General features: G+C 41.5%; 22 protein-coding genes and 1 pseudogene. All 23 read right to left on the minus strand.

Annotated features, from left to right (window positions below; translation table 11 throughout):
- Positions 1 to 102: 102 nt before the first annotated feature.
- The 23 genes and pseudogenes from ACFSVM_RS22385 to ACFSVM_RS22495 all read right to left on the minus strand — a co-directional run bounded on the left by ACFSVM_RS22385 (position 103) and on the right by ACFSVM_RS22495 (position 25,626).
- The gene (locus tag ACFSVM_RS22385) at positions 103 to 4,044 is read right to left on the minus strand and encodes an S-layer homology domain-containing protein (protein ID WP_379264666.1); all 3,942 of its coding nucleotides are present in this window, start codon (positions 4,042 to 4,044) and stop codon (positions 103 to 105) included.
- Between the two features lie 442 nt (positions 4,045 to 4,486).
- Complete coding sequence (locus ACFSVM_RS22390; RefSeq protein WP_379264668.1) at positions 4,487 to 4,822, minus strand: hypothetical protein; 336 nt, start codon at positions 4,820 to 4,822, stop codon at positions 4,487 to 4,489.
- Between the two features lie 4 nt (positions 4,823 to 4,826).
- Positions 4,827 to 5,201, minus strand: a complete 375-nt coding sequence (gene fliS / locus ACFSVM_RS22395) for a flagellar export chaperone FliS (RefSeq protein WP_379264670.1) — start codon at positions 5,199 to 5,201, stop codon at positions 4,827 to 4,829.
- Between the two features lie 18 nt (positions 5,202 to 5,219).
- On the minus strand, positions 5,220 to 6,683 hold the full coding sequence (gene fliD / locus ACFSVM_RS22400; protein WP_379264672.1) for a flagellar filament capping protein FliD: 1,464 nt from the start codon (positions 6,681 to 6,683) through the stop codon (positions 5,220 to 5,222).
- Positions 6,684 to 6,694: 11 nt separating this feature from the next.
- Positions 6,695 to 7,090, minus strand: coding sequence for a flagellar protein FlaG (locus tag ACFSVM_RS22405; RefSeq protein WP_379264674.1), 396 nt, complete (start codon positions 7,088 to 7,090; stop codon positions 6,695 to 6,697).
- 296 nt (positions 7,091 to 7,386) lie between these two features.
- A pseudogene (locus tag ACFSVM_RS22410) lies at positions 7,387 to 8,344 on the minus strand (IS30 family transposase).
- 142 nt (positions 8,345 to 8,486) lie between these two features.
- Positions 8,487 to 9,281, minus strand: a complete 795-nt coding sequence (locus tag ACFSVM_RS22415) for an FkbM family methyltransferase (RefSeq protein WP_379264676.1) — start codon at positions 9,279 to 9,281, stop codon at positions 8,487 to 8,489.
- 28 nt (positions 9,282 to 9,309) lie between these two features.
- Positions 9,310 to 10,422 carry a glycosyltransferase gene (locus ACFSVM_RS22420; protein WP_379264677.1) on the minus strand — a complete coding sequence of 371 codons (1,113 nt, stop codon included), beginning with the start codon at positions 10,420 to 10,422 and terminating at the stop codon, positions 9,310 to 9,312.
- A 1-nt stretch (position 10,423) separates the two neighbouring features.
- Positions 10,424 to 11,590, minus strand: coding sequence for a glycosyltransferase (locus ACFSVM_RS22425; protein WP_379264679.1), 1,167 nt, complete (start codon positions 11,588 to 11,590; stop codon positions 10,424 to 10,426).
- A 29-nt stretch (positions 11,591 to 11,619) separates the two neighbouring features.
- Positions 11,620 to 13,509, minus strand: a complete 1,890-nt coding sequence (locus ACFSVM_RS22430) for a glycosyltransferase (protein WP_379264681.1) — start codon at positions 13,507 to 13,509, stop codon at positions 11,620 to 11,622.
- Positions 13,510 to 13,625: 116 nt separating this feature from the next.
- Positions 13,626 to 14,522, minus strand: a complete 897-nt coding sequence (gene hag, locus ACFSVM_RS22435) for a flagellin Hag (RefSeq protein ID WP_379264683.1) — start codon at positions 14,520 to 14,522, stop codon at positions 13,626 to 13,628.
- A 138-nt stretch (positions 14,523 to 14,660) separates the two neighbouring features.
- Positions 14,661 to 14,876 (minus strand): carbon storage regulator, encoded by a 216-nt coding sequence (locus ACFSVM_RS22440; RefSeq protein ID WP_379264685.1) that lies wholly within the window; start codon positions 14,874 to 14,876, stop codon positions 14,661 to 14,663.
- Between the two features lie 37 nt (positions 14,877 to 14,913).
- Positions 14,914 to 15,375 carry a flagellar assembly protein FliW gene (fliW, locus tag ACFSVM_RS22445; RefSeq protein ID WP_379264687.1) on the minus strand — a complete coding sequence of 154 codons (462 nt, stop codon included), beginning with the start codon at positions 15,373 to 15,375 and terminating at the stop codon, positions 14,914 to 14,916.
- 71 nt (positions 15,376 to 15,446) lie between these two features.
- The gene (locus tag ACFSVM_RS22450; RefSeq protein ID WP_379264689.1) at positions 15,447 to 16,016 is read right to left on the minus strand and encodes a DUF6470 family protein; all 570 of its coding nucleotides are present in this window, start codon (positions 16,014 to 16,016) and stop codon (positions 15,447 to 15,449) included.
- 20 nt (positions 16,017 to 16,036) lie between these two features.
- The gene (gene flgL / locus ACFSVM_RS22455) at positions 16,037 to 16,960 is read right to left on the minus strand and encodes a flagellar hook-associated protein FlgL (RefSeq protein ID WP_379264691.1); all 924 of its coding nucleotides are present in this window, start codon (positions 16,958 to 16,960) and stop codon (positions 16,037 to 16,039) included.
- A gap of 25 nt (positions 16,961 to 16,985) precedes the next feature.
- Positions 16,986 to 18,569 carry a flagellar hook-associated protein FlgK gene (gene flgK, locus ACFSVM_RS22460; RefSeq protein ID WP_379264693.1) on the minus strand — a complete coding sequence of 528 codons (1,584 nt, stop codon included), beginning with the start codon at positions 18,567 to 18,569 and terminating at the stop codon, positions 16,986 to 16,988.
- A gap of 16 nt (positions 18,570 to 18,585) precedes the next feature.
- Positions 18,586 to 19,086 carry a flagellar protein FlgN gene (locus ACFSVM_RS22465; RefSeq protein ID WP_379264695.1) on the minus strand — a complete coding sequence of 167 codons (501 nt, stop codon included), beginning with the start codon at positions 19,084 to 19,086 and terminating at the stop codon, positions 18,586 to 18,588.
- A gap of 15 nt (positions 19,087 to 19,101) precedes the next feature.
- Positions 19,102 to 19,386 carry a flagellar biosynthesis anti-sigma factor FlgM gene (gene flgM, locus ACFSVM_RS22470; protein WP_047912367.1) on the minus strand — a complete coding sequence of 95 codons (285 nt, stop codon included), beginning with the start codon at positions 19,384 to 19,386 and terminating at the stop codon, positions 19,102 to 19,104.
- A 132-nt stretch (positions 19,387 to 19,518) separates the two neighbouring features.
- Positions 19,519 to 19,926, minus strand: a complete 408-nt coding sequence (locus ACFSVM_RS22475; protein ID WP_379264698.1) for a TIGR03826 family flagellar region protein — start codon at positions 19,924 to 19,926, stop codon at positions 19,519 to 19,521.
- Between the two features lie 256 nt (positions 19,927 to 20,182).
- Entirely contained in the window at positions 20,183 to 21,136 is a 954-nt protein-coding gene (locus ACFSVM_RS22480) for a ComF family protein (protein ID WP_379264700.1), read from the minus strand.
- A gap of 184 nt (positions 21,137 to 21,320) precedes the next feature.
- Complete coding sequence (locus ACFSVM_RS22485) at positions 21,321 to 23,570, minus strand: DEAD/DEAH box helicase (protein WP_379264702.1); 2,250 nt, start codon at positions 23,568 to 23,570, stop codon at positions 21,321 to 21,323.
- A 201-nt stretch (positions 23,571 to 23,771) separates the two neighbouring features.
- The gene (locus tag ACFSVM_RS22490; RefSeq protein WP_379264704.1) at positions 23,772 to 24,194 is read right to left on the minus strand and encodes a hypothetical protein; all 423 of its coding nucleotides are present in this window, start codon (positions 24,192 to 24,194) and stop codon (positions 23,772 to 23,774) included.
- 709 nt (positions 24,195 to 24,903) lie between these two features.
- The gene (locus tag ACFSVM_RS22495) at positions 24,904 to 25,626 is read right to left on the minus strand and encodes a response regulator transcription factor (RefSeq protein WP_047912369.1); all 723 of its coding nucleotides are present in this window, start codon (positions 25,624 to 25,626) and stop codon (positions 24,904 to 24,906) included.
- Positions 25,627 to 25,628: the final 2 nt, after the last annotated feature.

A 25,628-nucleotide genomic window follows, 5' to 3' on the forward strand; every position in this document is an offset into this window, starting at 1 on the left:
CAAACTTATCCATTGTCAATTGGAAAAGAAAATGATTACCTTCAAATAAATAACATATGAATGTTAATATATTGTCGAAAATTGTTGTATTGAGTGAACTCACTATAAAATTTGACTATCAGAAGCTTCGCCCGTTTCTGTTGATTCTGTTTCATTTTCTATAACTTCGACTAGGTAAGTTTCTTGCACCAGCACTCCCGTACCACTTACAATTCGCACGATATATTCATAGGTGCCTGAATTACTGAAACTTACCTTGAACTTGCTCGTTGCATCTTGAAGCGGGAATCCGCCTTCAGGACCATATTTCACTTTTCCTTCGTTAAATGGGAGTGAATAGTAATTTCCATCTCGAGTCTCATGGTACTGCATTTGGATTGCACCTTGCTGCTCTAGATTTGCTAGCTCCAGCTCCACCCACACCATGGTGTTGTCCGATACACTTCCTTTAGTCGTGCTCACTTCAAAGTCATACTCTTTAGAGGCTGTAACTTCAATCGGGAGTGAGCTTGTAATGATTGGTTTAATTTCGGCAACTTCAACAGTGTACGTTTCTTCCACGATCGTGCCACTCTCGCTCACAATTCGCACGATATATTCATAGGTGCCCGCTTTACTAAACTTCACCTTGAACTTGCTGGTTGCATCTTGAAGCGGGAATCCGCCTGCTGGGCCGTATTTCACCAGACCATCTTCATTGAATGGGAGTGGATAGTATGTTCCATCTTGGATCTCATGGTACTGCATTTGGATTGCACCTTGCTGCTCTGGATTCTCCAGCTTCAGCTCCACCCATACCATGGTGTTGTTCGGTTCACTTCCTTTAGTCGTGCTCACTTCAAAGTCATACTCTTTAGAGGCTAAAACTTCAATCGGGAGTGTGCTTGTAATGGTTGGGTCTGTCTCGACCACGACGATAGTATACTTTTCTTCGACGATTGCACGATCACTGCTCATTACTCGTACCGTATATTCATAAGTGCCCGATTTACTGAAACTTACCTTCAACTTACTTGCTGTATCTTGGAACGGGAATCCGCTTTCAGGACCATATTTCACTTTACCTTCGTTAAAGGCAAGTGGATAGTATTTTCCATCTTGGATCTCATGGTACTGCATTTGGATTGCATCTTGCTGCTCTGGATTCTCCAGCTCCAGCTCCACCCATACCATAGTATTGTCCGGAACACTTCCTTGAGTTGTGCTCACTTCAAACTCATACTCTTTGGACGCTGTAACTTCAATCGGGAGTGTGCTTGTAATGGTTGGTTCTGTCTCGACCACGACGATAGTATACTTTTCTTCGACGATTGCACGATCACTGCTCATTACTCGTACAGTATATTCATAAGTGCCCGATTTACTGAAACTCACCTTCAACTTGCTTGATGTATCTTGGAACGGGAACCCGCCTTCAGGGCCATATTTCACTCTACCTTCGTTAAAGGCAAGTGGATAATATTTTCCATCTCGGATCTCATGGTACTGCATTTGGATTGCATCTTGCTGCTCTGGATTCTCCAGCTCCAGCTCCACCCACACCATGGTGTTGTCCGATACACTTCCTTTAGTCGTGCTCACTTCAAACTCATACTCTTTGGACGCTGTAACTTCAGTCGGGAGTGTACTTGTAATGGTTGGTTTTACTTCTGCTTCGGCAACTTCAACAGTGTACGTTTCTTCCACGATCGTGCCACTCTCGCTCACAATCCGCACCGTATATTCATAGGTGCCAGCTTCACTAAACATTACCTTGAACTTGCTGGTTGCATCTTGCAGTGGGAATCCGCTTGCTGGGCCGTATTTCACCAGACCTTCTTGATTGAATGGGAGTGGATAATATTTTCCATCTCGGATCTCATGGTACTGCATTTGGATTGCACCTTGCTGCTCTGGATTTTCCAGCTCCAGCTCTACCCATACCATGGTGTTGTCCGGTACACTTCCTTGAGTCGTGCTTACTTCAAACTCATACTCTTTGGACGCTGTGACTTCAGTCGGGAGTGAGCTTGTAATGGTTGGTTTATTTTCCTGAGCTTCTTCCAGAGCGATAATTGCATTTTCTACAGCAACCAGCTTCTCTATTGATTCTGCCCCTACTAGCTCCTTCTGTGCCTCATCAAGTGCATTGTATGCTTCTCTTACAGTTTGTACTGTTTCCTTCTGTGTCAATTCAATTGCCTCTGGAGAAGGTAAACTATTTATCTGTCTTTTTACTTCTTCAGCTTCTGTTTCCAACTGTATGATGATTTCTTCAAGCTCTGTTAGTTTTGTGACGAATTCTTCATCTACTAGTTCCTTTTGCGCTTCTGTTAAAGAATTATAATTCCCTCTTGCTGATTCAATCTCTAGTTTGTTTGTTAGTTCAACTTCACTGACTGCTGGCAGTTCGTTAATTTGTGATTCTACATTGGATGCAGCTGAATTATCTAATTCTAGTTGAGCAATCTTTTCTATTGCTGCTTCTAGTTTTGTTTTACTCAAATTAGGAACAAGCGCTTTTTGTGCATCCGTTAAATTTGAAAAAGCCTGCTTTGCATCTTCCACAGCCTGCTTATCTTCAAGTGTTACTGCTTCAGGCAAAGCTTCTATTTTTACTGCAACATTTTTCGCTGCCAGTTGATCTGCCGATAATTCTGGAGGATTACTATTTCCAGATCCCCCACCACTTGAACCACCGCTACTTGTACCGCCACCACTTGTTGCCGGAGGAATCGCTGGTAAGATCACATTATCTTTTTGAGAACCGTCTATTTGGATTGGCTTAGTCTGGAAGGAGGATCTCTCTGCTCCTTCATTCACGGTAGCTTTACTAATTGTCCCGGAACCTAGCAATTTCGTAATCGCATCAAGTACAAGCTGAGCAATTCGAGCATTGCTGCTCACTGTGATTTCATTGTTACGTGCATTTGGATCTACGAGGAAATTTTCAATAGAACCTCGCCCAAACTCAACTGATATGGAAGCAGCGTACAAATCAACATCATCAAACGTTCCGTTCAATGCTACTTTACTGCCTGCCGGGAGTACATCGGACAGTTCGACATCAGTAAATCCATTTCCTGAAACATTATCTTCTTCCAGCTTCACTGATGACTGAACAATTACGTTCGATGCAGTTGTGGATCCTTCCGCAACGATGCGAACAGTACCGTCTTTTTTATTTACTACAACGTTCAGCAGTACAGAATCCACAAAATGAATGGAGTTCTCACCGCCGCCTTCTACATTGGTTGTACCATGCACTTTTACATTCTGAATTGTGACATCTCCTGCTCCAATACCTTCAGCAAACAGAAGATCCCCTTTAATCTCGGTGTTCACGAGCGTGACATCTGGCACGCTAATAATGACGTTACCTTCGATAACTGTCTTCTCTTCATCAGAGCCATATGTTCCAGCTTCGTCATATGTAATCGTATTCAACTCTTTTTCATTTGCTATCGCGTTATCAATCAAAACTATTGCTTCTGCTCTGGTCAAAGAACGGAGAGGAGCAAACGTATCATTCGGATATCCCTTCATTACTTCTCGCTCTACTACGGAAGCAACTGCTGCTTTACTCCAGCCAGCAATACTGTTACGATCTGTGAATTGATTCAGTGTATTATAATCACTGCTTTTTACATTTAGTAAATTAGCAATCATCACTGCTGCTTCTTGTCTAGTTACGGTTGTACCAGGTCGGAAAGTATTGTCCTCATATCCTTGTACATATCCGGCCTCAACGGCTTTGGCAATATCGGTATATGCCCAGTTTGATACAGATAAATCCTCAAAAGATATTGGCGCCTGTGCTGAGTATCCAAAGCTCCGATTGATTAAAGACACAAATTCAGCACGTGAAATCGACTGATTAGGCTTAACCGTTCCATCTGCATATCCATTAAGGTTCCCTTGGTTAATCCAGGTTTGAAGCTGGCTCTCCGCCCAATGTCCTTCCAAGTCTTTTCCTAATTGTGCAGCTCCTACAGTTCCCAATGAACTAAGTGCCATACTGATACTCAATAACCCTGTGACTGTACCCCGAACTTTCTTACTCACTTTTATTCCTCCCAGATGTTTGAATATAGAATTAAAGTTGGAACAGCTAAAACTCAGGTCCTAGAGACTAATTTCTCTGATATGAGAGATATAGTTATATCTGTAGAACTAAGTCTAATGAACTACTCATCTAGGAATATAATACCATTTTAATTTTACTTGTGCTAGATGTTGTCAAAAAATATATTATTTTGGATGATCATTGAAGGTATCTCACGTCTTTAAATGCAAAAAAACGGGCTATCCCTGGTCTTAAATTGCTTAGGGAAGCCCATCTTCATTTGGTGAAAGTATACTTTTTAAGAAACAGTAATAGTCCTTAAGAAAAAAATGACGGTGCAAAGTGAACCATTTGGCACCGTCATTTTTTATCAATTCATTTCAACAAGCAAGCAGTTTTATAAGCCCTACAATTATTAAAGTACAGCAGAATCTTCACTCCTCATTTTCGACGATCCATTAAAATACTGCCCGGACTATAGGGATGATCGTAAGCACTATGTTGTGCTTTTATACGACTTCGTTGCTGCAGCCAATCTCTCGCTTCTAATTTAAGTCTTTCCAAACTATCTAGTATTATCTTGTCATATTTCAACAAGTTATTAACTCTAATCTTATCTTCTTTTGTGATATTCACTTTATTTAATTCGACCGAGATAGAGTCAATAACTCTTTGTCGTTTATCTACAAATTCCACAGCTCTTTCGTAGCTAAGATCATCAGAAACTTCCATAAATTCATCAGTAATCTGTTCTAACTCATCAATTAATTCTTTCATTAGCTTATCCTTTTGCAAGCGACTTGCTTGCCTGGTGCCATGTATCACGTAGTTCAGTGAGCATCTCTAAGACTTGCTCTGCTGGCTCTGCTTTCTTTTTTATGTTTGCTTGAATTAGCGTATAGTTCATATATTCATACAACTGATATAATGACCTAGAAATCTCAATTTTGTGATTTAAAGTCGACATAAGTTCGCTAATTATCGTCTGTGCTTTACCGAAGTTCGTATTTACATGTTCAAAATTTTTATTCTCAATCCCTTGAATCCCCGTCTTAATAAAACGAATAGCACCATCATATAACATAATAACCAGTTGAGCAGGATTTGAAGTTTGGACCGATGTTTGACGGTATTTTTCAAATGCATTTACAACCATTAGGCATCCTCCTTAAAATCACGCGAAATAGCCTGCCAAGCTTGAAGATTGTGATTCATACTTACTCATCGCTGTTTCCATTGCTGTAAATTGTTTATAATACCTTGTCTCAAGATTTTGCAGCTTGAGTTCCAAGGTTGAAATTCTGTTATTGTAATCTTTTAAGCGTCTACCCATTACGCTCTCTTCCTTAAAGATACTATTAATATCCGAAGAGAACTTAGAGGTTCCTGCCTTCTCCACCAATTTGTTAAGTGCAGTGTCAAAGGCACTCTCAAGTTGGGAGTATATTCCCTTGTTAGTTCCATCAGATGATCCCTGAAAGGCAGTCATAACCTTCTCTGGATCACTTTCTAATGCAGCCTTCAACTTTTCTTCATCAATATACATCTTGCCGCCTTCATAGTACTGGCCGGTAGTAATTCCTATGGAACTTAGATCCCCGAGATGACCAGTAATTGCTGAACGCATGGATGTCACTAAACTTCTTAAAATTTCATCATTCTTAAGGAGCCCGCTCTTTGCCTTATCTTCCCAAAGAGTAATCTCATTCTCTTTCATAGCTTCTTTCTGTTCATCAGATAACGGAGCATAGTCCCGGTACTTCTCTTCGCCTATTTTTGTATTAAATAAACTAAGCAATTCATTATAGCTTTCTACGAAACTTTTGATAGTATCAACGGCAATCGTAGGGTCATTTTGAATCGAGATAGTTGAAGTTGTATCTCCACTTGCAGCTAATAGTGTTAATTGGACGCCATTGACTGTAAGGGAATTAGTTGTCGGATTATATGTTTTTTCCACTCCACCAGAGGTAATAATAACCTCCCCGGCTTCACTGGCAACAACCGGACTTGTTCCTGACCCAATAAGACTCAAGAACGAACCCCCATCCCCATTATTGAGAGTAATATCCTTACCGAATTCTTTCGCTGTAATATTTAATTGTCCACTCACTTCATTGAAACTTGCAACAGCATTAATATTCGGAGTAGCATTAATTTGCTTAATGGCGTCAGAAATTGTTAGATCTTTACTTAATTTTACTTCCTGATTATTTATAGTTAATAAATAATTCCCTTCTCCATCTACATTGGCGGTACCGTTTGGCAGTTCTCCTAGTTTCGTGGTTAGTGAAACACCCGTCATCTGACTTGACGCTATATAGGATTTTGTAGCTATGCTTTTCACATCAACAGTCATATCCGACTTAACTGCACTTGCAGTAGCACTAGCCCTAAATGCATTTGTATTGCCGGAAACCACTGCTTGATTTGTATTCATCGAAGAAGATAACTTAAAGGTTGCCAACTTATTATTTTTAAAATCAACAATCTTACTATTCATCTCGCGATAACTATCTCGAGTCCAATTTAATAAAGTCTTTTGCTGATTTAATTTATCAAGTGGCACTCGTTGAGCAGTCATTAACGATGTCACCATACTGTCTATATCCATTCCAGAAAATCCTGTAACCCTCATTATTTACCTCCCTATGCCTTCTCGTCTATGATTATTCCCGCAATCTCCATCATCTTTGCTACTAAATCAAGCGTCTTTTCAGGAGGTATCTCACGAATCAAGGACCCGTCCTCCTTATTCAGAACCTTAACCATAATTTGATGGGTCTTCTCGTGTACACTTATGTCTAGTGTAGTTGTAGGACCTGCTAAAATTTTGGCTGCTTTCTCAATTGCTAGTATTAGTTTCTCTTCGCCTATTGGAATCTGAACACCTGTCTTCTTTAAAATATTAATATCGGCAGTACTTCTAGCTGTAATAATTCGGGCGGGTTTTTGGTTTAAAGTCACTAAACTGTCCTGTTGACCCAATTCGACTGTTTTGTTGCTCACCGCGTTGATTGATATAGAAGATGATTGTAGGTTCATTTTAAAACCTCCGATGGCATATTCACTTAATTTATCGGTCTTTTTTCACCTTATATGAAGGTGAACAGAAAATTTAATATTATAATAGACAATTTTCATAGACACCAATTAATATTTATAGAGGAACTAATAATTAGGATGTCTCAGAACTATAATCAACATTAAGTAGCATTAACTTCAAAAAGATGTAGTAGTGAATTCTATGTATCTACTAAATGTTCAAAAAAATACTAAATGCAAATGAGATAACTCTAAATTTTTAAGAGTTATCCCAAAATATTATTCAAGACAGATTGTCAAGCCAAGTGCGACACTTCATACTCAAAAGATTCGTGGGCTGTTTTCCAGCCTAAACATTTTCTTCGTCTGCTGTTAATGAGATGGAGAGCGTGTTCTGACTCTTCGTCAGATACCTCTGCGAAGTCCTTTCCTTTTGGAAAAAACTCGCGAAGGAGGCCATTTCCATTCTCATTGGATCATCGTTGCCAGGAGGAATAAGGATCTGCAAAATACACCTTCATACCGTGTGTTTCTTCTAGATCTCGAAAGCCATGCGAATTCTTTACCACGGTCTACAGTAGCACTCTGAAAGGTACCCACAGGGTACTGCGCAGTGGCTACGCCTACAGCAATTTCTATGGACAATGCAGTACGTTCAGGCATGTTAATGGCAGTGTATAGCCGTGTCTTTCGCTCGATAAATGTGGCGACACACGCTTTGCTTTTCCCCCGGCTGGAGACAACGGTATCCAGTTCCCAGTGGCCGAAGGTTTTGCGTGAACGAATCTCTTTAGGACGCTGTTTAATAGAAGTGCCTACAGGGAAGCGCCCCCGTTTCTCCTGGGGTTTCTGTCTCTTACCTTTATGTCTTAACTGCTGAGCTGTAGTACGAGTTAAACGGCCTTCATACAGCCACCGATAGATCGTTTTAACCGAAACCATGGGCTTGTCTTTTAGAGGATAGCTCATTGAAATTTGCTCAGGAGACCAGGTTTCATGAAGTCGCTTCTCTATCTCTTCACCAAGCGTCCCCGTCCACTTTCCTTGTGAACTTTGGGCTTGACGAAGACAATGATACCGCTCATCTTAAGCTACCGCCTGATAACCATCTGAACTTTGATTTCGTTTTAATTCTCGGCTGATTGTAGAGTGGTGGCGATCCAATTCACGAGCAATGGCTCGAGCAGATAGTCCTAGTTGATAGAGTGCTTCTAGTTTACAACGTTCTATTATGGTAAGATGTGAGTAGCTCATGGACTGATTCTCCTGTGTGAAATTGGTGTGGTAACTTTATTCTACACGAATCAGGCCATGGGCCATTTTTTATTTTTTTGAACTAGGTGTCGCACTTCATATTACAATCCGTCTAAAGAAAATAACTTGCCTATTGCTTATTTTAATTGAACTTTATCACAACATTCTCAATGTAATCGGCTGAGAACATTTTATCTACATGTATACTTTGTAGGGTGCCATCGTGTAAAATTATGTAATACTCAGCCCCATATAAAAATTGGAATTTATTAAGCAACATCTTCATATCCTCCCAGTCATTCTTCATCCTTAACCTATTCAATTCAAAAACAACTTGAGATACAGAAGAATTCATTATTAAACGATCCATGCCTAAAAATGTTTGATATTCAGCACCCTCAACATCAATTTTAATAAGATCGATATGCCCTAAAGTCTCTAGAAGCTCGTTAAGCGGTTCTGCTTCAATTTCAATTTTTTTACTTACCTTATCAGAGATGAAATATTTAATATAGGCATCATCTGGCTCATACAAAGATGAGTTCCCTGAGAATCTCTCAGATACATAAAACGAGAGTAGATCGTTATGAGAATATACGGCTTTGTTAAATGCGGTAGTATTTTGACAAAGATTTAAGGTTATATTCTCCATTAATAAATTAAAGGTCGATGGATTAGCTTCATAAGAAATAACTTTTCCCGTGCTACCAACTAAATAACTTGCTAGTACAGTAAAATAACCAATATTTGCTCCAGCATCTATTACTTTATTTCCTGCTTTAAGTGTATTGATTAGATACTTTGTCAGTGAAGGGTCAAAAATACCATGTATCGTTAAATCAGGCATCAAACTATAGTCATTCGAAGGAGCAACTAATTTTCCACCCCAGGTTGAACTAATTAACATTTTACCATTACCTATATATGCTCCGAACATTATTACATTCCTCCGTTGATGAATCCAGCTATACCGACTTAAATTTCAGCCAAGAAGTGTCTAGGAGATTATATGATTTTTTAGCCCCCAGACTCTTAATATTTTCAAGAGCTTCTTCATAATTCGGGTAGTGAACGATTGCATTTTTGAAATGATAATAAGCTAAGTCAAAATCACCCAATATGGTTAAGATTTCTCCAATATAATTTTCCACAATATGATCTTTAGATTCGCATTTATAAAGATATCTTAATGCAGCTGTATAGTTATTGTTTATAATCTCATTAATAGCGTATATAAAGTATTGATCTTCTATACTATTACATTCAGTAATGCTTTTTTCATACCAACTTACTGCATCAGGAGCCATATTTCTCCTAAACAAAAATAAACTTAATATGGCGTAGGCTCTTATCTTTCCGTTGCGCCCTACATTATTAAAAGCTTCTGGAATTAACTCTTCTACTGAGTGTTCGTGAATAATTTGCCTAATGTGTTGCGTTAAAATATCATAATTAAGTTCCTGGGTCGTATTAGAATCATGCTTCCTATAAATATACAATGGATCTGGCACATGAACGCTTTCCCATTTTTTTAGAGCCTTTAATATCAGATGAGTATCCTCGCCTATTCTCAAATTCACATCATACCTTAAATCGTCAAAAACTTCTCTGCGAAGCATCATACTTGCTCCATTTATAAATGTACCAATTTTCAGAAAAAATCTGAGGACGCGTTTTTTTTCCATACTTCTTGATTGCCAATATCCCGTTGGACTGCCATCTTTATCTACGGTTAACATGTCCGAATGGACAATCCCTATATTTGATGATGTAAATTGTCTTTTTAAGATTTCAAGCCTATTATGAAGAGAAACATCGTCTGCATCCTGAAAAACAATATAATCTCCGCTTGCAACATCAATGCCCTTATTTCTTGCAGATGCTGCTCCTTGATTTTCCTGATGAATCAATATAATTCTGTCATCATTAATAGTGTCAATGATTTCTGCACTTTTATCCGTTGACCCATCGTCGATAATTATAAGTTCAAGATTAGATTCTGTTTGGTTGAGAATCGATTCTACGGATTGTTTAATGTAACTCTCCACATTATAAACAGGCATAATTACACTTATCACTTCAATTCTCCTCTATAGCAATACTATCAATCAGCCATTGCTGATTGTTACCCTTTGAAAAATAAATTATTCCTTGTACTTCATCCATAAAATGCAAACCGTTTTGTACACCGTCATTCATCATAGAAAATCTAGCATAAATCCTATTAGCATCCATCTCTATATCTGTATTTAGAATTGTAGCATTGACTATAATTTTGTTTTCGACTGTATTTTTGTATTCTTTATCCATTTCAGAGAGTAAACTACTTTTTATTTCCTCAGAAAAATATTGTTTCCAATCATGTGGGTACCCATTCTTATAATGAAATGTACCTAACGACTCCATCCCATTTATTACTAAATCCTCCAATAACGCAACCTCAGTCTGATTATTTAAAGACAGATTATATTCAGGAACATTTATTAAGTCACATTCTCTATATATATGATAAGCAGGGTAATGCGTATCTACATACAATTTCATCCCAAGAGCTTGCGCTCGGATACAAAAGTGACGATCTTCACCCCAGAATGATATATTCTTGATCTCGCTAAAATTAACACCCTTCTTAATTGCATTTTTACTTATTAGAGTACAGGCACCAAGGCCGCCAACTTCATAAACACCTGGGTTTCTAAGCATACTTAAGAATTCTTTATTTCTATCAATTAACTCTTTTTCAGTGATCACTTCTCCTCTTGAAAAATTATACTGTTGATACTGATCGAATAACCAAACTTGAGGAAGCTCTGGAAAATCAGGCTGCCATTTAGTCCAAAATATATTGGAAATAATATCCTTTTCTACTCTTAACAACTGTTGGAGAGTATCAGGATGTAGCACTAAATCTGAATCTATCAAAAACAAGTAATCAAATTCGAAATCTTCCGCAATACGTAATATCATATTTTTAAAATTTGCTACTTTCCAAATAAGCTGCTCATTCCATATATGAGTTTCTTCGTTACAGTCATAATGCTCACTAGACTCACTTTTGTAAATCGTTACATTTTTCTCTAGTTTACTGAATTGTTCTAAAATCAGCATAGAATCAATGGACTCATTGTCATCTACAAACAGATAGTGTAGTTCTATATTTTCTTTATTCAAATTTAGTAATGATTTTAAAAAATGATTCAATATATTAGGTTTTTGATGAACAGGACTACCCACTAGTATTTTCAATTATATGCCCTCCGCAAACACTTATATCTTCAGCTAATCCATTTTACATACTTATAATTCTTTTCTATTCTTTCTTTTATTACTTGGATAGATTTTGAATCCCCAACTTTTTTATAAGCATTGTAACATCTTTCCAATGTACTATATCTAGGAGATATCTTCATCAACTTACTATATAAAACAATAGCATCATCTAAATGGTTATTATTTAAACAAAGGTCTCCCAGCAACTCAATTACTTTAATGTTATTAGGCATGCTATTGTGCAAAGGAATTAGAAGATCAATTGCTATTTCAAAAAAATTGTAATTAATCAAAACCTCACATAATTTTATTTTTGTTTTTTCATTTCCTTTTAAAAGAACACTTGATACATACTCAAAGACATCGTATTCTCGAAGAATAATCAATTTTGAAGAGAACTCAATAAGAACGTTTTCTATTAAAGGAGTTAATAACAAGTAACTAGAGACTTCATCCTCACGGTTGACTATTTTTTTTATAGTTTTATGTTCTTTTTGACTAAAGTTTAATTCTTCCTTAACTCGCAGATATAGACCATTATCTTTTAAAATTATTGCTAGTAACAGAACATCAAAGTAGTTCTCCTCAGGTATTACATCCATATTATCCCATATGATCTTCGCCTTATTATATTGTCCGCTATATTGTTTGGCCGAGGCAGTCACATTAGATTGTACATTAATGTTATATTGGGACATATATGTTTCTAGTAAAGGATGACGAATTCCATATAAGACATCTAGTAATAGTTTAAGATCGCTAATACTAGATATATCATAGATGTTCTCTATATTCTTCTTTACTTCTTCAACGCTTATATTTGATTTTGACACAATATCAAAATATCTGCGAAGTCCTGGAGCGTACACCTTTTTCTCTCTTATAACGTTTACAATAGCATTAAAACTCTTTCCTAATTGTTTTTGTTTTTCGTACAATTCAGCTAACCTATAATAGGCCAAATAACCACCAGAACCTTCAGTAACCATCATCCCCTGATCTCCAAGTTCCAAGCACTTATTAAAAGTGTTTTCGGCGTCTTTATTATAGCCTGCGTCCATAAAGAGAACACCTTGTATATATCTTAATTCAGTATCGGTAGGATATATATTTACAGCATCGTGGAGTATATTTAATGCGTCCTCAAATTTTTTTAGGTGTCCTAGAGACTGAGCTAGTTTACACAATAATTCAGGCATAAAAACTCGATTTGAGCTTAAAGGATAGGCCTTCTTAAAATATTTGATAGCTTTCTCGTATTCGCCTGCTGACATATAGGTTTTTCCCATGTTAAACAAATTGTATGCATTGGGGTTTTCCTCAACTTCTTTAAGCATGATAGAGAGATTCCTTCTTACCTTATCCTTTCCATCCATCACCTCATTGGTGTAACCGATATGATGAATAATAGACTTGCCCTCTCCCCCAATAAATCTATGGTTTTCATCTTGTATGTTCAAATGTTCGTGTAAACGGTTCTCATATCTAAAGCCTTTAGAATTTGCAAATAAACGCACAGCGCTATGTGTAAACGCACCGCCATAGGACAATTCATTCTTAATTTTCAGAAGATAGTAATCTAGACCTGATTGGATATCATTCTGTAAATTACAGTTTAATTCTAGAAACTCATCAGCATCTAGTACCAAAATGTAATCACTCGTCGCTTTCTGTATTGAATAATTTCTTGCGGAAGAAAAATCACCAGACCACTCAAAAGTATGGATATTGGATGTAAATTCACTGACAATATTCAATGTATCATCTGTAGATCCAGTATCTACTACAATAATCTCATCCACTTTTTTGATTACACTTTCTAAACAGCGTCTAATATTTCCCTCCTCATTCTTTACTATCATACATAGCGATATTGTTTTCTTCTGCATCATCATTCCTCACATTTCATATCGTAAAGTGTGCTTGTACTATTTATCGGATAACAGACGCCACTTAGTTACACACAAAACAAAAAAAGAACCCCAAAGGGTTCTTTCTTATAAAAAGACTATTAACGAAGCAATTGCAATACGCCTTGCGGTTGTTGGTTAGCCTGAGCCAGCATTGCTTGAGCTGCTTGAGCAAGAATATTATTTTTTGTCTGGTTCATCATTTCTTTTGCCATATCCACGTCACGAATACGTGATTCAGCTGCAGAAAGGTTCTCTGAAGTTGTTCCTAAGTTATTAATTGTATGATCTAGACGATTTTGGTAAGCACCTAATTTAGAACGCTCAGAAGAAACTGTCTCAATTGCAGTATTAATAGTTTCAATAGCAGCATTAGCGGATGCAGCAGAAGAAATGCTGATACCATCGTTTGTAACAGCACCGGTAGCACCAGATGCTGCAGCATTAGTTGAATTCGTTCCAGCTACACCTAATGTTTCAGCGTCCATAGCTGTGATTGTAAGAGTAATATTTTGATCTTTATTTGCACCGATGTGGAAAGTCAGGTTCGCCGCACTTGTTACACCACTGCTTACGCTTGCAGATCCATCCAACAATTTCTTGGTATTGAATTCAGTCGTATTCGCGATACGAGTGATTTCTTTTGCGAGCTCGTCTACTTCATTTTGAAGAGCTGTACGATCGGAATCAGTGTTTGTATCGTTAGAAGATTGAACAGCAAGTTCACGCATACGTTGAAGGATGCTGTGTGTTTCGTTCAATGCACCTTCAGCAGTTTGGATCAAAGAGATGCCATCTTGAGCATTCTTAGAAGCCATATCAAGACCACGGATTTGTCCACGCATTTTTTCGGAAATTGCCAAGCCTGCTGCATCGTCACCAGCACGGTTGATGCGAAGACCAGACGACAATTTCTCGATGGATTTATTAGTGTTGTCTGTGTTTACCGACAATTGACGGTGTGTGTTCATTGCAGAAATATTGTGATTGATAATCATATTATAATTTCCTCCCTGAAATAAGTAATATCCCACGTCCATGTGGAACGCCAAGTCAAAAGGTCGGCCGCCCTTATCCTAAGCGCTTATAACATATATCGACTACTATCACACTATTTTTAATAGTAATTTCAAACTTTACTCATTTTTTTTACTAAATGAACTTTGCTGAAATTGCTTCATTAGAACCTGAACATGATCTTTTGTTGGAATAACTGATTGCTTATTGGCTTCTTGTATAGAGACATAGACCTCTTTACGGAAGATATCAACTTCGGAAGGAGCGGAAATACCTATCCTTACGTTATCGCCCTCAACTCCAAGCACCGTGATTTCGATTTGATCTCCAATCATAATGGACTCTCCGCGTTTTCGGGATAGCACCAGCATATTATTCACCTTCCTTTGCAAGTAGCCGTTCCGCTCCTGAAAGTTCACTGAGCTTGTGACGAGTAGCATATTCTGTATCGTGAAGAATAATCTGTTTTCCTTGATTAGTAACCGGGTTAATAACAATTGGGGCAAGCAAGTTTATACTGGATTCTCTAAGTGAAGCTTGAAGTGTGACTATACATAATACGCTAACATTATTTTCGATTTTCAGTTCCAAAGACTCATGGTCTGGAAGCTCAAATTCATAGTTAGGCTCAAGTGTAAAAGGATCCACAACTAGAAACGAAAGCTGCGGCTCCATGATCGACTGCATCATACTAAATGGATTGTTATCTCCGTAAGGAATGATTGCAAACTGCGTTTCTTCCTCAAAGCCTGGTATCCCTTTGTTAAAATGAATAATCTGTTCTTCCTGCACTTCAATCTTCCCCCAAGATGAGGTTTCAATTATCATTGTCATGTCGTTCTCTCCTTTGGTACATAAACTAAAAGAGCTACAGATATGGCCATCGCCTCTCCATAGCTCTTATATTACACGGTTTGATCCATTTCGGGTGGTATAAACTGGACAGAAGGATATTGCATCATATAAATGTCAAGTTTCCCTCTATTATATTCAATCTCAGGCTTATTGACCTGTACACTGATTTCAACAGGACTTCGCACAATTTCGATATCCACCGGTCTTACATTGAACCGAACATCTACGTTATCAATTGATGCCTCGCCTCTGAACTCTCCTAATCCCGGTAGCGGCTTACTCTTACCATAAACCTCGGCAACTGTATTACCCGGCTTAAAAAATTCGGCCATCCGGTTGCCTTGTTCGACTCGCTTAGCAATTCCTTCAAGAAAGATTTGCTTTATATTAGAGTACAACCGCTGTGTCATCTCTAAATGAGGACCGCCCGTATAAGCAGCTCTCGCTCGAGAAGAATCAACGATAAGTTCAGGCTGGTGATGATTAATTGTTATAACAGCTGGCTTACTCTGGATCTGGAGATCAGCTTTTGGCTGACTAATAGAATACTGTCCTGGATCTGCATCAAGGCCGATACGACCTTGATGCTGTCTAATCTGCAGTATAGGGATTGTGCTCATTTAAGATTCCCTCCCTGTGTTTATCTTAGGAAGTCAACCAGAGAAGATGAAATAATCTTAGAACCGACAGAAAGAGTTGCGTTATAAATATTTTCTTGAATCTGTGACTGAATGGCAAGCTCGGCATAATCCGCATCTTCGGTCTTTGCCTGCAAGCTGGTTAAGTTGTATTCCATATCACCTAGTCTATTTTGCATCAACTCTACTCGGTTCATCTTCGCACCGATTCCTGCCTGCGCAGCAAGAAGTTTATCTACACGAGTATCAATCTGACCTAATTCAGCTGAAATATCCTCAAGTTTGCCATCTGCCAGTGCTTGACTCAAACGGTCAGCGATCGCAAACACATTATCAATTTCTCCCGCAGCTCCTAACACTACGTTTCCGTTTACGTTAACTGCAAGCTCAATCCCGCTGCCTACAGCATAATTTACATTACCTGTGTCGATTATGCTTGTAGCAAATCCGGAAGTATCAGAAATTCCTTCTGCATTCTTCGGAAAATCATAAGGCTTCTGATTATACGTTTGGCCGTTCAGAATATATTTGCCGTTTAGCTGACCGTTCCCAATTTCAATTAGCTGCTCTTTAAGCTGACCAACCTCAAGTCGAATACTTTCCAGTGACTCCTGAGGATTAGTACCATTAGATGCAGTAACCGTTATCTCACGCATCCGCTGCAGCACTTCGTTTGTTTGCGAAACAACGGTATCGGTATAATCCAACCAGGAAATTGCCGAATCTACATTACTTTGATACTGCTCATTAGAATTTAGCTCCGTACGGTATCGCAATGCGTATGTAATGCCTACTGGATCATCCGAAGGCTTGTTAATCTTCATGCCTGTGGACATTTGAATCTGTGTATCATTCATTTGCTTTGCGTTACGATTTACGTTATTCATGAGTGTACTACTCATCATATTCGAGGTCACTCTAAACATAGTAAAGCCCTCCTACTATCAATCTTTATCTTCCTACAGTTCCTGTACTATTAATCAACTTATCCAATAATTGGTCAAAAGTAGTCATAAATCTAGCAGATGCGCTGTACGCATGCTGGAATTTAATCATATTACTCATCTCTTCATCTAAGGACACGCCGCTGACAGATTGTCTTGAATTCTCTACTTGGATCACCAGAGATGTTGAGTTCGTGGCTTTGCGGTAAGCCTCCTGTGTCTGAATTCCGAGCTCACCGACCATGGATTTGTAATAATCATTAATCGTTGTGGAGTCTGTTCCACCGGGTACGGTAAAAGCCTGATCCTTCAAGCTTCCCATCAGGTTAGCCAAGGAGTTATTCCCCTTGATTGCATTGCCATTAGCATCCACACGTAGTGATGAAGCAATTGCGTTGGGGTTAGACTGAATAACTTGATTCAGGGTGATATTTGCTGCGGTAATCGGACCCCCGTCCGTCGATGTGAAGAATGGGATGCCTGCACTTGCGGAACCATCCAACGCATAACCCAATTGATGCAGTCCGTTAATTCCTTGTACGGTAAGCGGTGTTTCGTTCTTAAGAACAGCTCCTGCCGGAAAAGCCTGCCCCGCAGTAACAGTAGATTCCACACCATTTACGGTAATAACTGTATCCTCACTGGCCACTGTACCTTCACGAATGGAAGAGCCTGCTGGAATCTTAACCGTGACATCTCCGTTTGCAATGGTATTCGCCAACTGATTCAGATCATTCTGAAAGCCGGTTACAAATTGCTCCCGGGATACGATCATCCCGTAGACTTCCCCGCCTGTAAGGTCACCAGCGGCATAAGCATCGGTAAGAATGTCGCTGGTCACCTGAGTAACAGCTGTACCATTCACTAGTTCTTGTCCCCCTAAGGAGATGCTATACCCTTGATCATTCTCGGTTACTGTAACGTTCACAATCTTGGACAGTTTATCTGTTAAGAGGTCTCGTTGATCTCGAAGATCATTTGCATTATCTCCAAGTGATTCGATCCGGCTAATCGTTTGATTAAGCTCTCCAATGGAAGTAATATATCCTTGAATCTCTTGCGCCTTAACCCCCACATTATTCGTGAGATCCTGACTTAACCCGCTCAGCTGATTGCTCATTAGATTCATAGCATCAGTCAAGGCAAGAGCAGTCTCTTTGACAATATTACGGGCGGTTAGATTCTCAGGGTCTTTACTCAGATCAGACCACGCACCCCAGAAGTTGTCTAGTACAGTTTGGAGCCCTGTATCTGAAGGTTCGGTCATAATCCCCTGAATTTTATCAAGCGTATCATACTGAACTTCCCAATTTCCTAGACTGGAGTTCTCACTGCGGTACTGGCTGTCCAAGAACCCTTGGCGAACACGCTCAATCGCGGAGAACTCGACCCCAGATCCGAGCTGCCCCGGATTGGTAGACCTAAGAAACGCAAGCGGTTCCATTGGGGAAGAGGCTGTCATTTTGACGACTTGTCTTGAGTACCCCTCCGTATTCGCGTTCGCAATATTGTGGCCTGTCGTATTCAGTGCAGCGGTCTGTGTAAATAAACTCCGTTTGGCTGTTTCTAATGAATGAAAGGTTGAAACCATTGTATAATCCTCCTATTTAAGCACGAGAGTCAAATAATCCGAATTGCCCCATCGTACTCTGACGTTGATCCGGGTGCTGGTATACTGGTGCCTGGGTCGGTTTATCTACGAGCACATCCAGCGAATAATCAATGAAAGCAAGGGACTGCTCTACCAATCTCTGATTAAGATCATTCACTTCCTTGAGCTCTCTTAAGGTATTGCTTAATTCATTCTGAACCTCTTGTAGCCTTCTCTTATCCTCTACATCAAAGACGAGACGCGAGATTTCGGAGATGTTAAGATTCAGCTTTGATTTGATTCCCCGTTCCAGTAAAAAAGCGCCTACAGCCTCGCTCCGCTCAGCCTCCTGACTCTGAATCTGCTTCAGGATCATCGATTCTTGATTCAATAGCTTGATGAGCGTATCCGTATCATTTTTTACAATAGCTTCTCGTTTCACTTCGGCCGTATGCAGCATTTGACGATGAGTGACAATTAATTTCTGGAGTGCATCAATCAATTGATTTAAGGACATATTGTTTGGCTTCTCCTATTTCTCCGAGCTCGGTTTAAAATACGGCATCATGCGTTCTGCCAGCTGTTCTGTGTCGACCTTATATGTTCCTGAAGCGACCTGTTGCTTCAGTTCCTGAATGCGCTGTGCGCGTTCGCTGCTATTCACTTGTTCCTGCTGCTTGAGCATTTCCATAGCTTCAGGCGAGATGGATACCTCATCCTTACGCTTGCTCTTCTTATTTTCGGTCTGTTGACCGGATTCTATATTTCTCGAATAAGAGTTAATCGCTCCAATTCGTCCGGATTCATTAATCTTCATAATGAACACCTGCTTTCATAAGAATTTAGGATCAAGAATCGTCCTAAAATAAAAAACCGATAATCTTTACTAAAGTTATCGGTAGAGGTTGAAACATTGTTTATAGACTATGTCTGAAATGAGTCATGCATCCTAAGAACGCTTGAATTTGTCGATTGCATTGTAGGCACCAGAGCCTAAAGTGGAGGAGTCCTTCCGACTAACCTCCTGGGTTGCACCCGTCAGTTCCTTGGTCAAACGCGCACGACAGCCGTCGCACATGTGGCCCTCTCGAATAAAAGTACCACACACCTCGCAGGGATAGGTCAAATTGGGTGCATCCTTCACCGATATGCGTCCCTCTTTGATAAATTTCGTTATTTGTTTAACGGATACACCTGTCGCATCCGATAGCTGTTGTATGTTTGCGCCCTTCTCTTTGCGTAAATACTCCACACATTCATAATATTGCTGCTCAACCTCTTTTAGACAAGCAGGACAAGCCTCCAACACGTTTAACACGTATAGCTTGCCGCAGCGAGGACAGTTCCCGACATTCATCCTCTTTACGCCCCCTTCTGCATGAAAACCATTTACTTTTCGTCATTATAACCTACCTTAAAATAGCTTGTCATCTGGATAGGAGTACTCTGTTACATACAGATGACCATTGCATGATTGTGTAAAATCAATTCTATTCTGAATCTCATCTATCCCTAAAACTATATCCCGAGCTTTCAGATTACTTCCTACTTTATATATCGGTAAATTGATTCAGAAATTAATCTTAGTTCCTCATTATCAAATATTCTTCCTATTAAGATCTAGCCCAAGTAACAGTATACATTGAAATATGAATGTCTCTCTTTGATCCCCATTCTCTAATTACTTTACAGCATGCTTCCAAGGTGCTGCCTGTCGTGTAGACATCATCTACCAGCAGGATTTTCATCTGAACCTTATCGTTTATAGTATGATTCTTGTCTCGATGAAGCTTGCCATTCATCTTTTCACTTATTAGAAAATTGAGGATTCGTTCCGTGTCCGGACGCAGGTCAAAAGCATGCTGTATCGAGATTTCTCTTTCTCTTCTACCCTTGAAGCTCTGCTTCTCTGTATGCTTGGTTCTTTGCAGTAACGGAATTACAGGTAACCCCTGATACCTCGATAGCTCAACGGCCATCCGTTCGGCCTGATTAAATCCTCGCTCTATTAGTCGCTCATGGCTTACAGGCACATAAGTAATCGCATCGGCTCGCCAGATATCTGGTCTGTGCTTGTTTATGGATAAATCATGGCGGTGGATAATAGAAACCTTACCTTCGTTATATTTAGATTGTTCTGCACTCTCACCCTCATGCTCATCCACCCGACCGATGTCACCTCGAAGCAGCTGTGCGGAATACTCTCTTTGCATTCCCAAATACGCCTTATTAAGCATGGCCCCGAATAGCGGAGCGAATCTTTCTTTCCCCCGGTACTTGTATACCGCCAGCCATTCTCTCATTAAAGAATCATATACTACAGCACTTCGGTTACACTCAAAGGATCTGCGGTTATGATCTCCTCTGGAGCAGTCAGGGCAGCCTATTGCCCGTCCACATGTAACACAGCGAATCTGAGTAATCCAAGGTATAGAACGAACGCAGCGATGACAAATACCGGGCAGTTCCTTAGATAGCGGAGCATATGTACCACAGGCGAGACAGGTATTCCCGGAAGGGGATGCCAGGCTATGCATAAATGCAGATATACGGTTTACAATGTTCATTCCCTTAGCCGTCCTCATTTCATTGGTCTATGATTGTAGCGGTGTTATGCAGCTGTAAAAATCACTGTTTCAGCTGGAATGTAATCCACTTAATCTAACTGAAACATTCGACGGTCGCCCCCCTCTGGCATCCGGCGCCTCCGGCAGCCTCTAACTTCGCCGCGTGTAAAGAGAGGCGGTGCGGTTAATCTACTAGATAACCGTTACGGCGAGCGATGGCATTCATTCTTTTGATCTGGTTGACGGCGATTTTCTGCGCACGATTCACTTCTGGAGCGCCGAATATGACGGTCCCGGCCGGATCATCCTTGGATCTGCCCGCTCGACCTGCCATCTGCACAAGCGATGCGTCATCGAACAGCCGCGTATTTGCATCTAGAATAAAGACATCGCTCATGGGGACGGTCACACCACGCTCTAGTATAGTTGTTGTTACGAGCAGGCGAATTTCTCGATCGCGAAAAGACATGACCTTCTCGCCCCGTAAAGGGTCCTCGGAAGAGGTGCCTTCGACACGAATACCTGGCAAGCTTGCTCGAAGAAGCACCACGAAGGACTCGATCTGTGAGATCCGTGTAACGAATAGAAACACCTGCGCCCCTCGCTCCAATGAACGCTTTAGCCTCAATTGAAGCTCGCGTGGCAGCTTACGCTGCTTAATCTGCTGCGCTACGTACGGCAGCTTCATGTATATCGGAACAGGCAGCGGGTGACGATGAAAGCGAACCGGTACTCTGGCATGAGCCAGCTTGCCCCGGGCTGCTTCCCGCTGCAGCTGTGCAGGCGGGGTGGCAGATAGATAGATGAAGCTGCCTCCCGGCTTGCAGCATGCTTCGGCCGCATAGGCAAGCATGGGGTCGTTGTGGTAGGGAAAGGCATCGAGTTCATCGATGATGACCAGGTCAAAGGCGTGGCGGAAGCGCAGCAGTTGATGGGTCGTAGCGAGGGTCAGCTGCCCTCGCTGCCAGCGTTCGCTGCTTCCGCCATAGAGGGTGACCCGCGCCGTATCCGGGAAGGCGCGGGCCACCCTCGGTGCGAGCTCGAGCACCACATCGCGGCGCGGTGTGGCGACGAGCACGCTGCCCCCGCTTGCGAGGATGTAATCCAGCAGCGGGTAGGTCATCTCGGTCTTGCCTGCGCCGGTCACGGCCCAGAGCAAGAACCGGCCCTTCGCCCGGGCGTCCTCACGCCGCCGGGCCAAATACGCAAGCGCCGCGCCTGTGGCTGCGCTCTGCGCGGGGCTTAGTCCCCACCGACTCACCAGATCGGTGGGGGAACCCCCGGCCGTGCCCCGCACGGCCGGAAGCGCTGCGCCTACGAGCAGCAGCGCGCAAGATCGGCTGCGCCCGAGCGCGAGGCAGACCTCGCAATAGGCGCACGCCGCAGACCCGCAGGCCGCACACGCACTCTGCTGTGCGGCCATGCTGCCGCATCGGCGGCAGCGCAGCTGCTCTCGTCTGACCCAAGGCCAGACGAATCGCGCAAAGCGCGCCGCCTGCGGCGGGGCAAGGGCGGGCACGTATCTAACCCGCCCCGCCAGATACGCCAGCTGCACTGCAGCCTGCCATTCGCTCCCTACTTCGGGAGCGGTCTCCGCAAGCAGTGCCTCTGCCTCCGGCATAAGCAGCTGTCTTCCTGCCAGCTGCTGTGCCACACGCTCTGTCTTCACTCTCAGCTGGTATAACTCATCCACTGAATTAAACCTTTGGCTACCCGCTCTCCTCTGATCTCCATCCTCTGTACTCGCAACCACTCTATACGGTTCAACTCCCTGCGTATGTGAATTGTCCCTCAACTCAGATCTCCGTGTTTCTACGCTCCCATGGGCTGCCGTCTCTGTACTCATGCAATGCTCATACAACATCCCACCCATCACAATTCTTGGTCTTCCTCCTGGTCTAAGCATCGCTTTTCCAGGCACTATTGTTGCAGCAGGGTCGGCAGATTCTGTACACCCCCTCTCTCTGTACAATTCACCCTCTGACTCAGTCCTCTGCCCCTTTGCTAAATCACCAACAATTCCTAACTTCCGCTTCCCTCGGTCCTCCAGCCCGCTATGCCCAATTCGGAACTCCCTTATCGCCACACACTCTCGTAACATCCGCTCTCCTTGCTCCCCAGGCTCCGCACTGATCAGCGGGGCAAGTAAAAACTTCACCATCTCCCTCCACTGAACTTCAGTTCTCTCTGATCCCTCAATTCCCAAAGTCCTCGTCCCGCCTTTAAATAATCCCTCCTGTACCCGATACGCCCAGGATAACGGCATTGCCTCTGAGATCATAACCACCTGCCATATGTCTGATGGAGATGCTTCACGGAGCTGCTCTCTCCACCACAGCCAATCTACACTCAAATGAAGTGACAGATATATTCTCCACTCCCTGTAATTTCCGGACTCCGCACATAATCGGATTGCGTATATCCCAATTCTCATCTCATCCCCTCATTTCTCGTCCTTCCAATTTCGACCAAACACCCATATATGAACGCAAAAAAAGCACATACCCGGCGTATTTGCCGAAGTATGTGCTTCATACTTTTCATCTACAGTTAAATTAAACCAAAAAGATCCTATATTTACAATATTAATGACAATACCGCAACTTTTTAACGATATATTCGTCTTATAATATGATTAATGTTTAGTTACGAACGGAAATTCCGTTAGACTTGCATCGTTGCGAAGATCAACGAACTTGACCTCTTCGTACGCCGCAGGCTGTAAGGCGAATAAGGTGCTCATCGGCTCCTCACTTGCTGAGACAATGCTCAAATCTACGCCTGCAATACTACCGAGCCGGTAGAGAAGCGGAAGAGTATCATCTTTGGAATCAAGGTCCATCACAGTTACTTTATGACTCCTACCTCGAAACAGAGCGTCGATGGACAATCCGCGGATAATCCACTCCAGCTGAAGCCCATGGTTACATGTGATGAGAACATAGTGAACGGGTATGGCGGCAGGCTGCTGCTTGGTCTGTGAACGTGCGTATAAATACCGAACGCATAAGGCTGTTAAGCCATAGACAAGCGCAATCCATATCAAATGTTCGATCAAATACGACTACACCTCCCTATTGCATCCATGGATGCAATTAACCGCAAAACTACTCACTTCACAGCAGCCGTGTGAATGACCAGCCGGCGGATCTTGTTTATACCGCCAATATATGCGGATACCCGGGACGGTGACACAGTCAAATGAACCAGCAGAACATATGATAAATCTTATTTTTTACTAACACGATAGATTGAGCAGATAGAGCGACAGTTCCATTCGTTATGATTGGGTGCGAGCCAACAATAGCGAAGATAGACCGTACTGCGCGATTTCAAATCTTTCTATCAAGCATACATTGAACTAAAGCATCTTCAATTCTGTGCTTTAGTTCTTTACTATACTATAGAAATGTAACATCCTATCTTTATGAAAAGAAATGTTATTTTTTCTTGCGCTTTCAAAAATTCCATAACTATATAATCGAACTAAAGTAAAAGCTAACTTGTTACTTGCCGTAACCTTCGAATCAGAATCACATCCGTAATCAGATTAAAAATACGACAAAATCAACGTTAGCGTCCTCAACTTTAGATCAACCTATATCTTCTCACGCTTCAAGGCAGTATGAATATACAGCACAAGAAACGCTCCCCCGTACATGCTTCCTATGTAGTACCAGAGACCACTAGCTGTACGCATGACTTCAGTAGTTCCCCCAGGGCAAGCGGCAGATCACACTTCCCTTATACCGAAGGCTACGTTCCCTTTACAGGGTAACCCATCCATATTTAATGGAGTTGATTACAGCTTGTGTACGGTCATCCACTTCCATTTTTTGCAGAATGCTGCTGACATGGTTCTTCACTGTCTTCTCACTGATAAAGAGGAACTCACCAATCATCTTGTTGCTCTTACCTTCCGCCATCAAACGAAGCACTTCGGCTTCACGGCGGGTCAGCGGATTGTTATCGCCTGCAACGAATTTAACGCCCGCTTCCTTCACGCCGCCTTCATTCATAGCGCCTGTCTCATTCAAATATGTCATCCGGCGCAGCTGCATAATGAGCTTGCCTGTTACTTTTGGATGGATAAAGGCATAGCCTTCATGCACAGAACGGATCGCGTTAATAAGCGACTCTGCCTCCATGTCCTTCAGCAGATAACCATTCGCGCCCTTGCGCAATGTTTCGAATACATAGCTCTCATCATCGTGAATAGACAAAATAATAACCTTCACGTCCGGGAACAGCTCTCTCAGCTTCTCCGTCGCTTCAACCCCATTTTCTACAGGCATATTAATGTCCATAAGAACGATGTCCGGCTTACTCTGGTTGCAGAACTCCAATACCTGAATGCCATCGCCGCATTCGCCAATGACCTCGATATCGTCCTCCATGTTCAAGATTCGTTTCAGACCCTCACGAAACAGCTGATGATCATCAGCCAGCAATACCTTAATGTTACCCCTTATCATGTTCTGGTTTTCCATCC

Source organism: Paenibacillus shunpengii, from assembly GCF_042684905.1.
GTDB classification, from domain to species: domain Bacteria; phylum Bacillota; class Bacilli; order Paenibacillales; family Paenibacillaceae; genus Paenibacillus; species Paenibacillus shunpengii.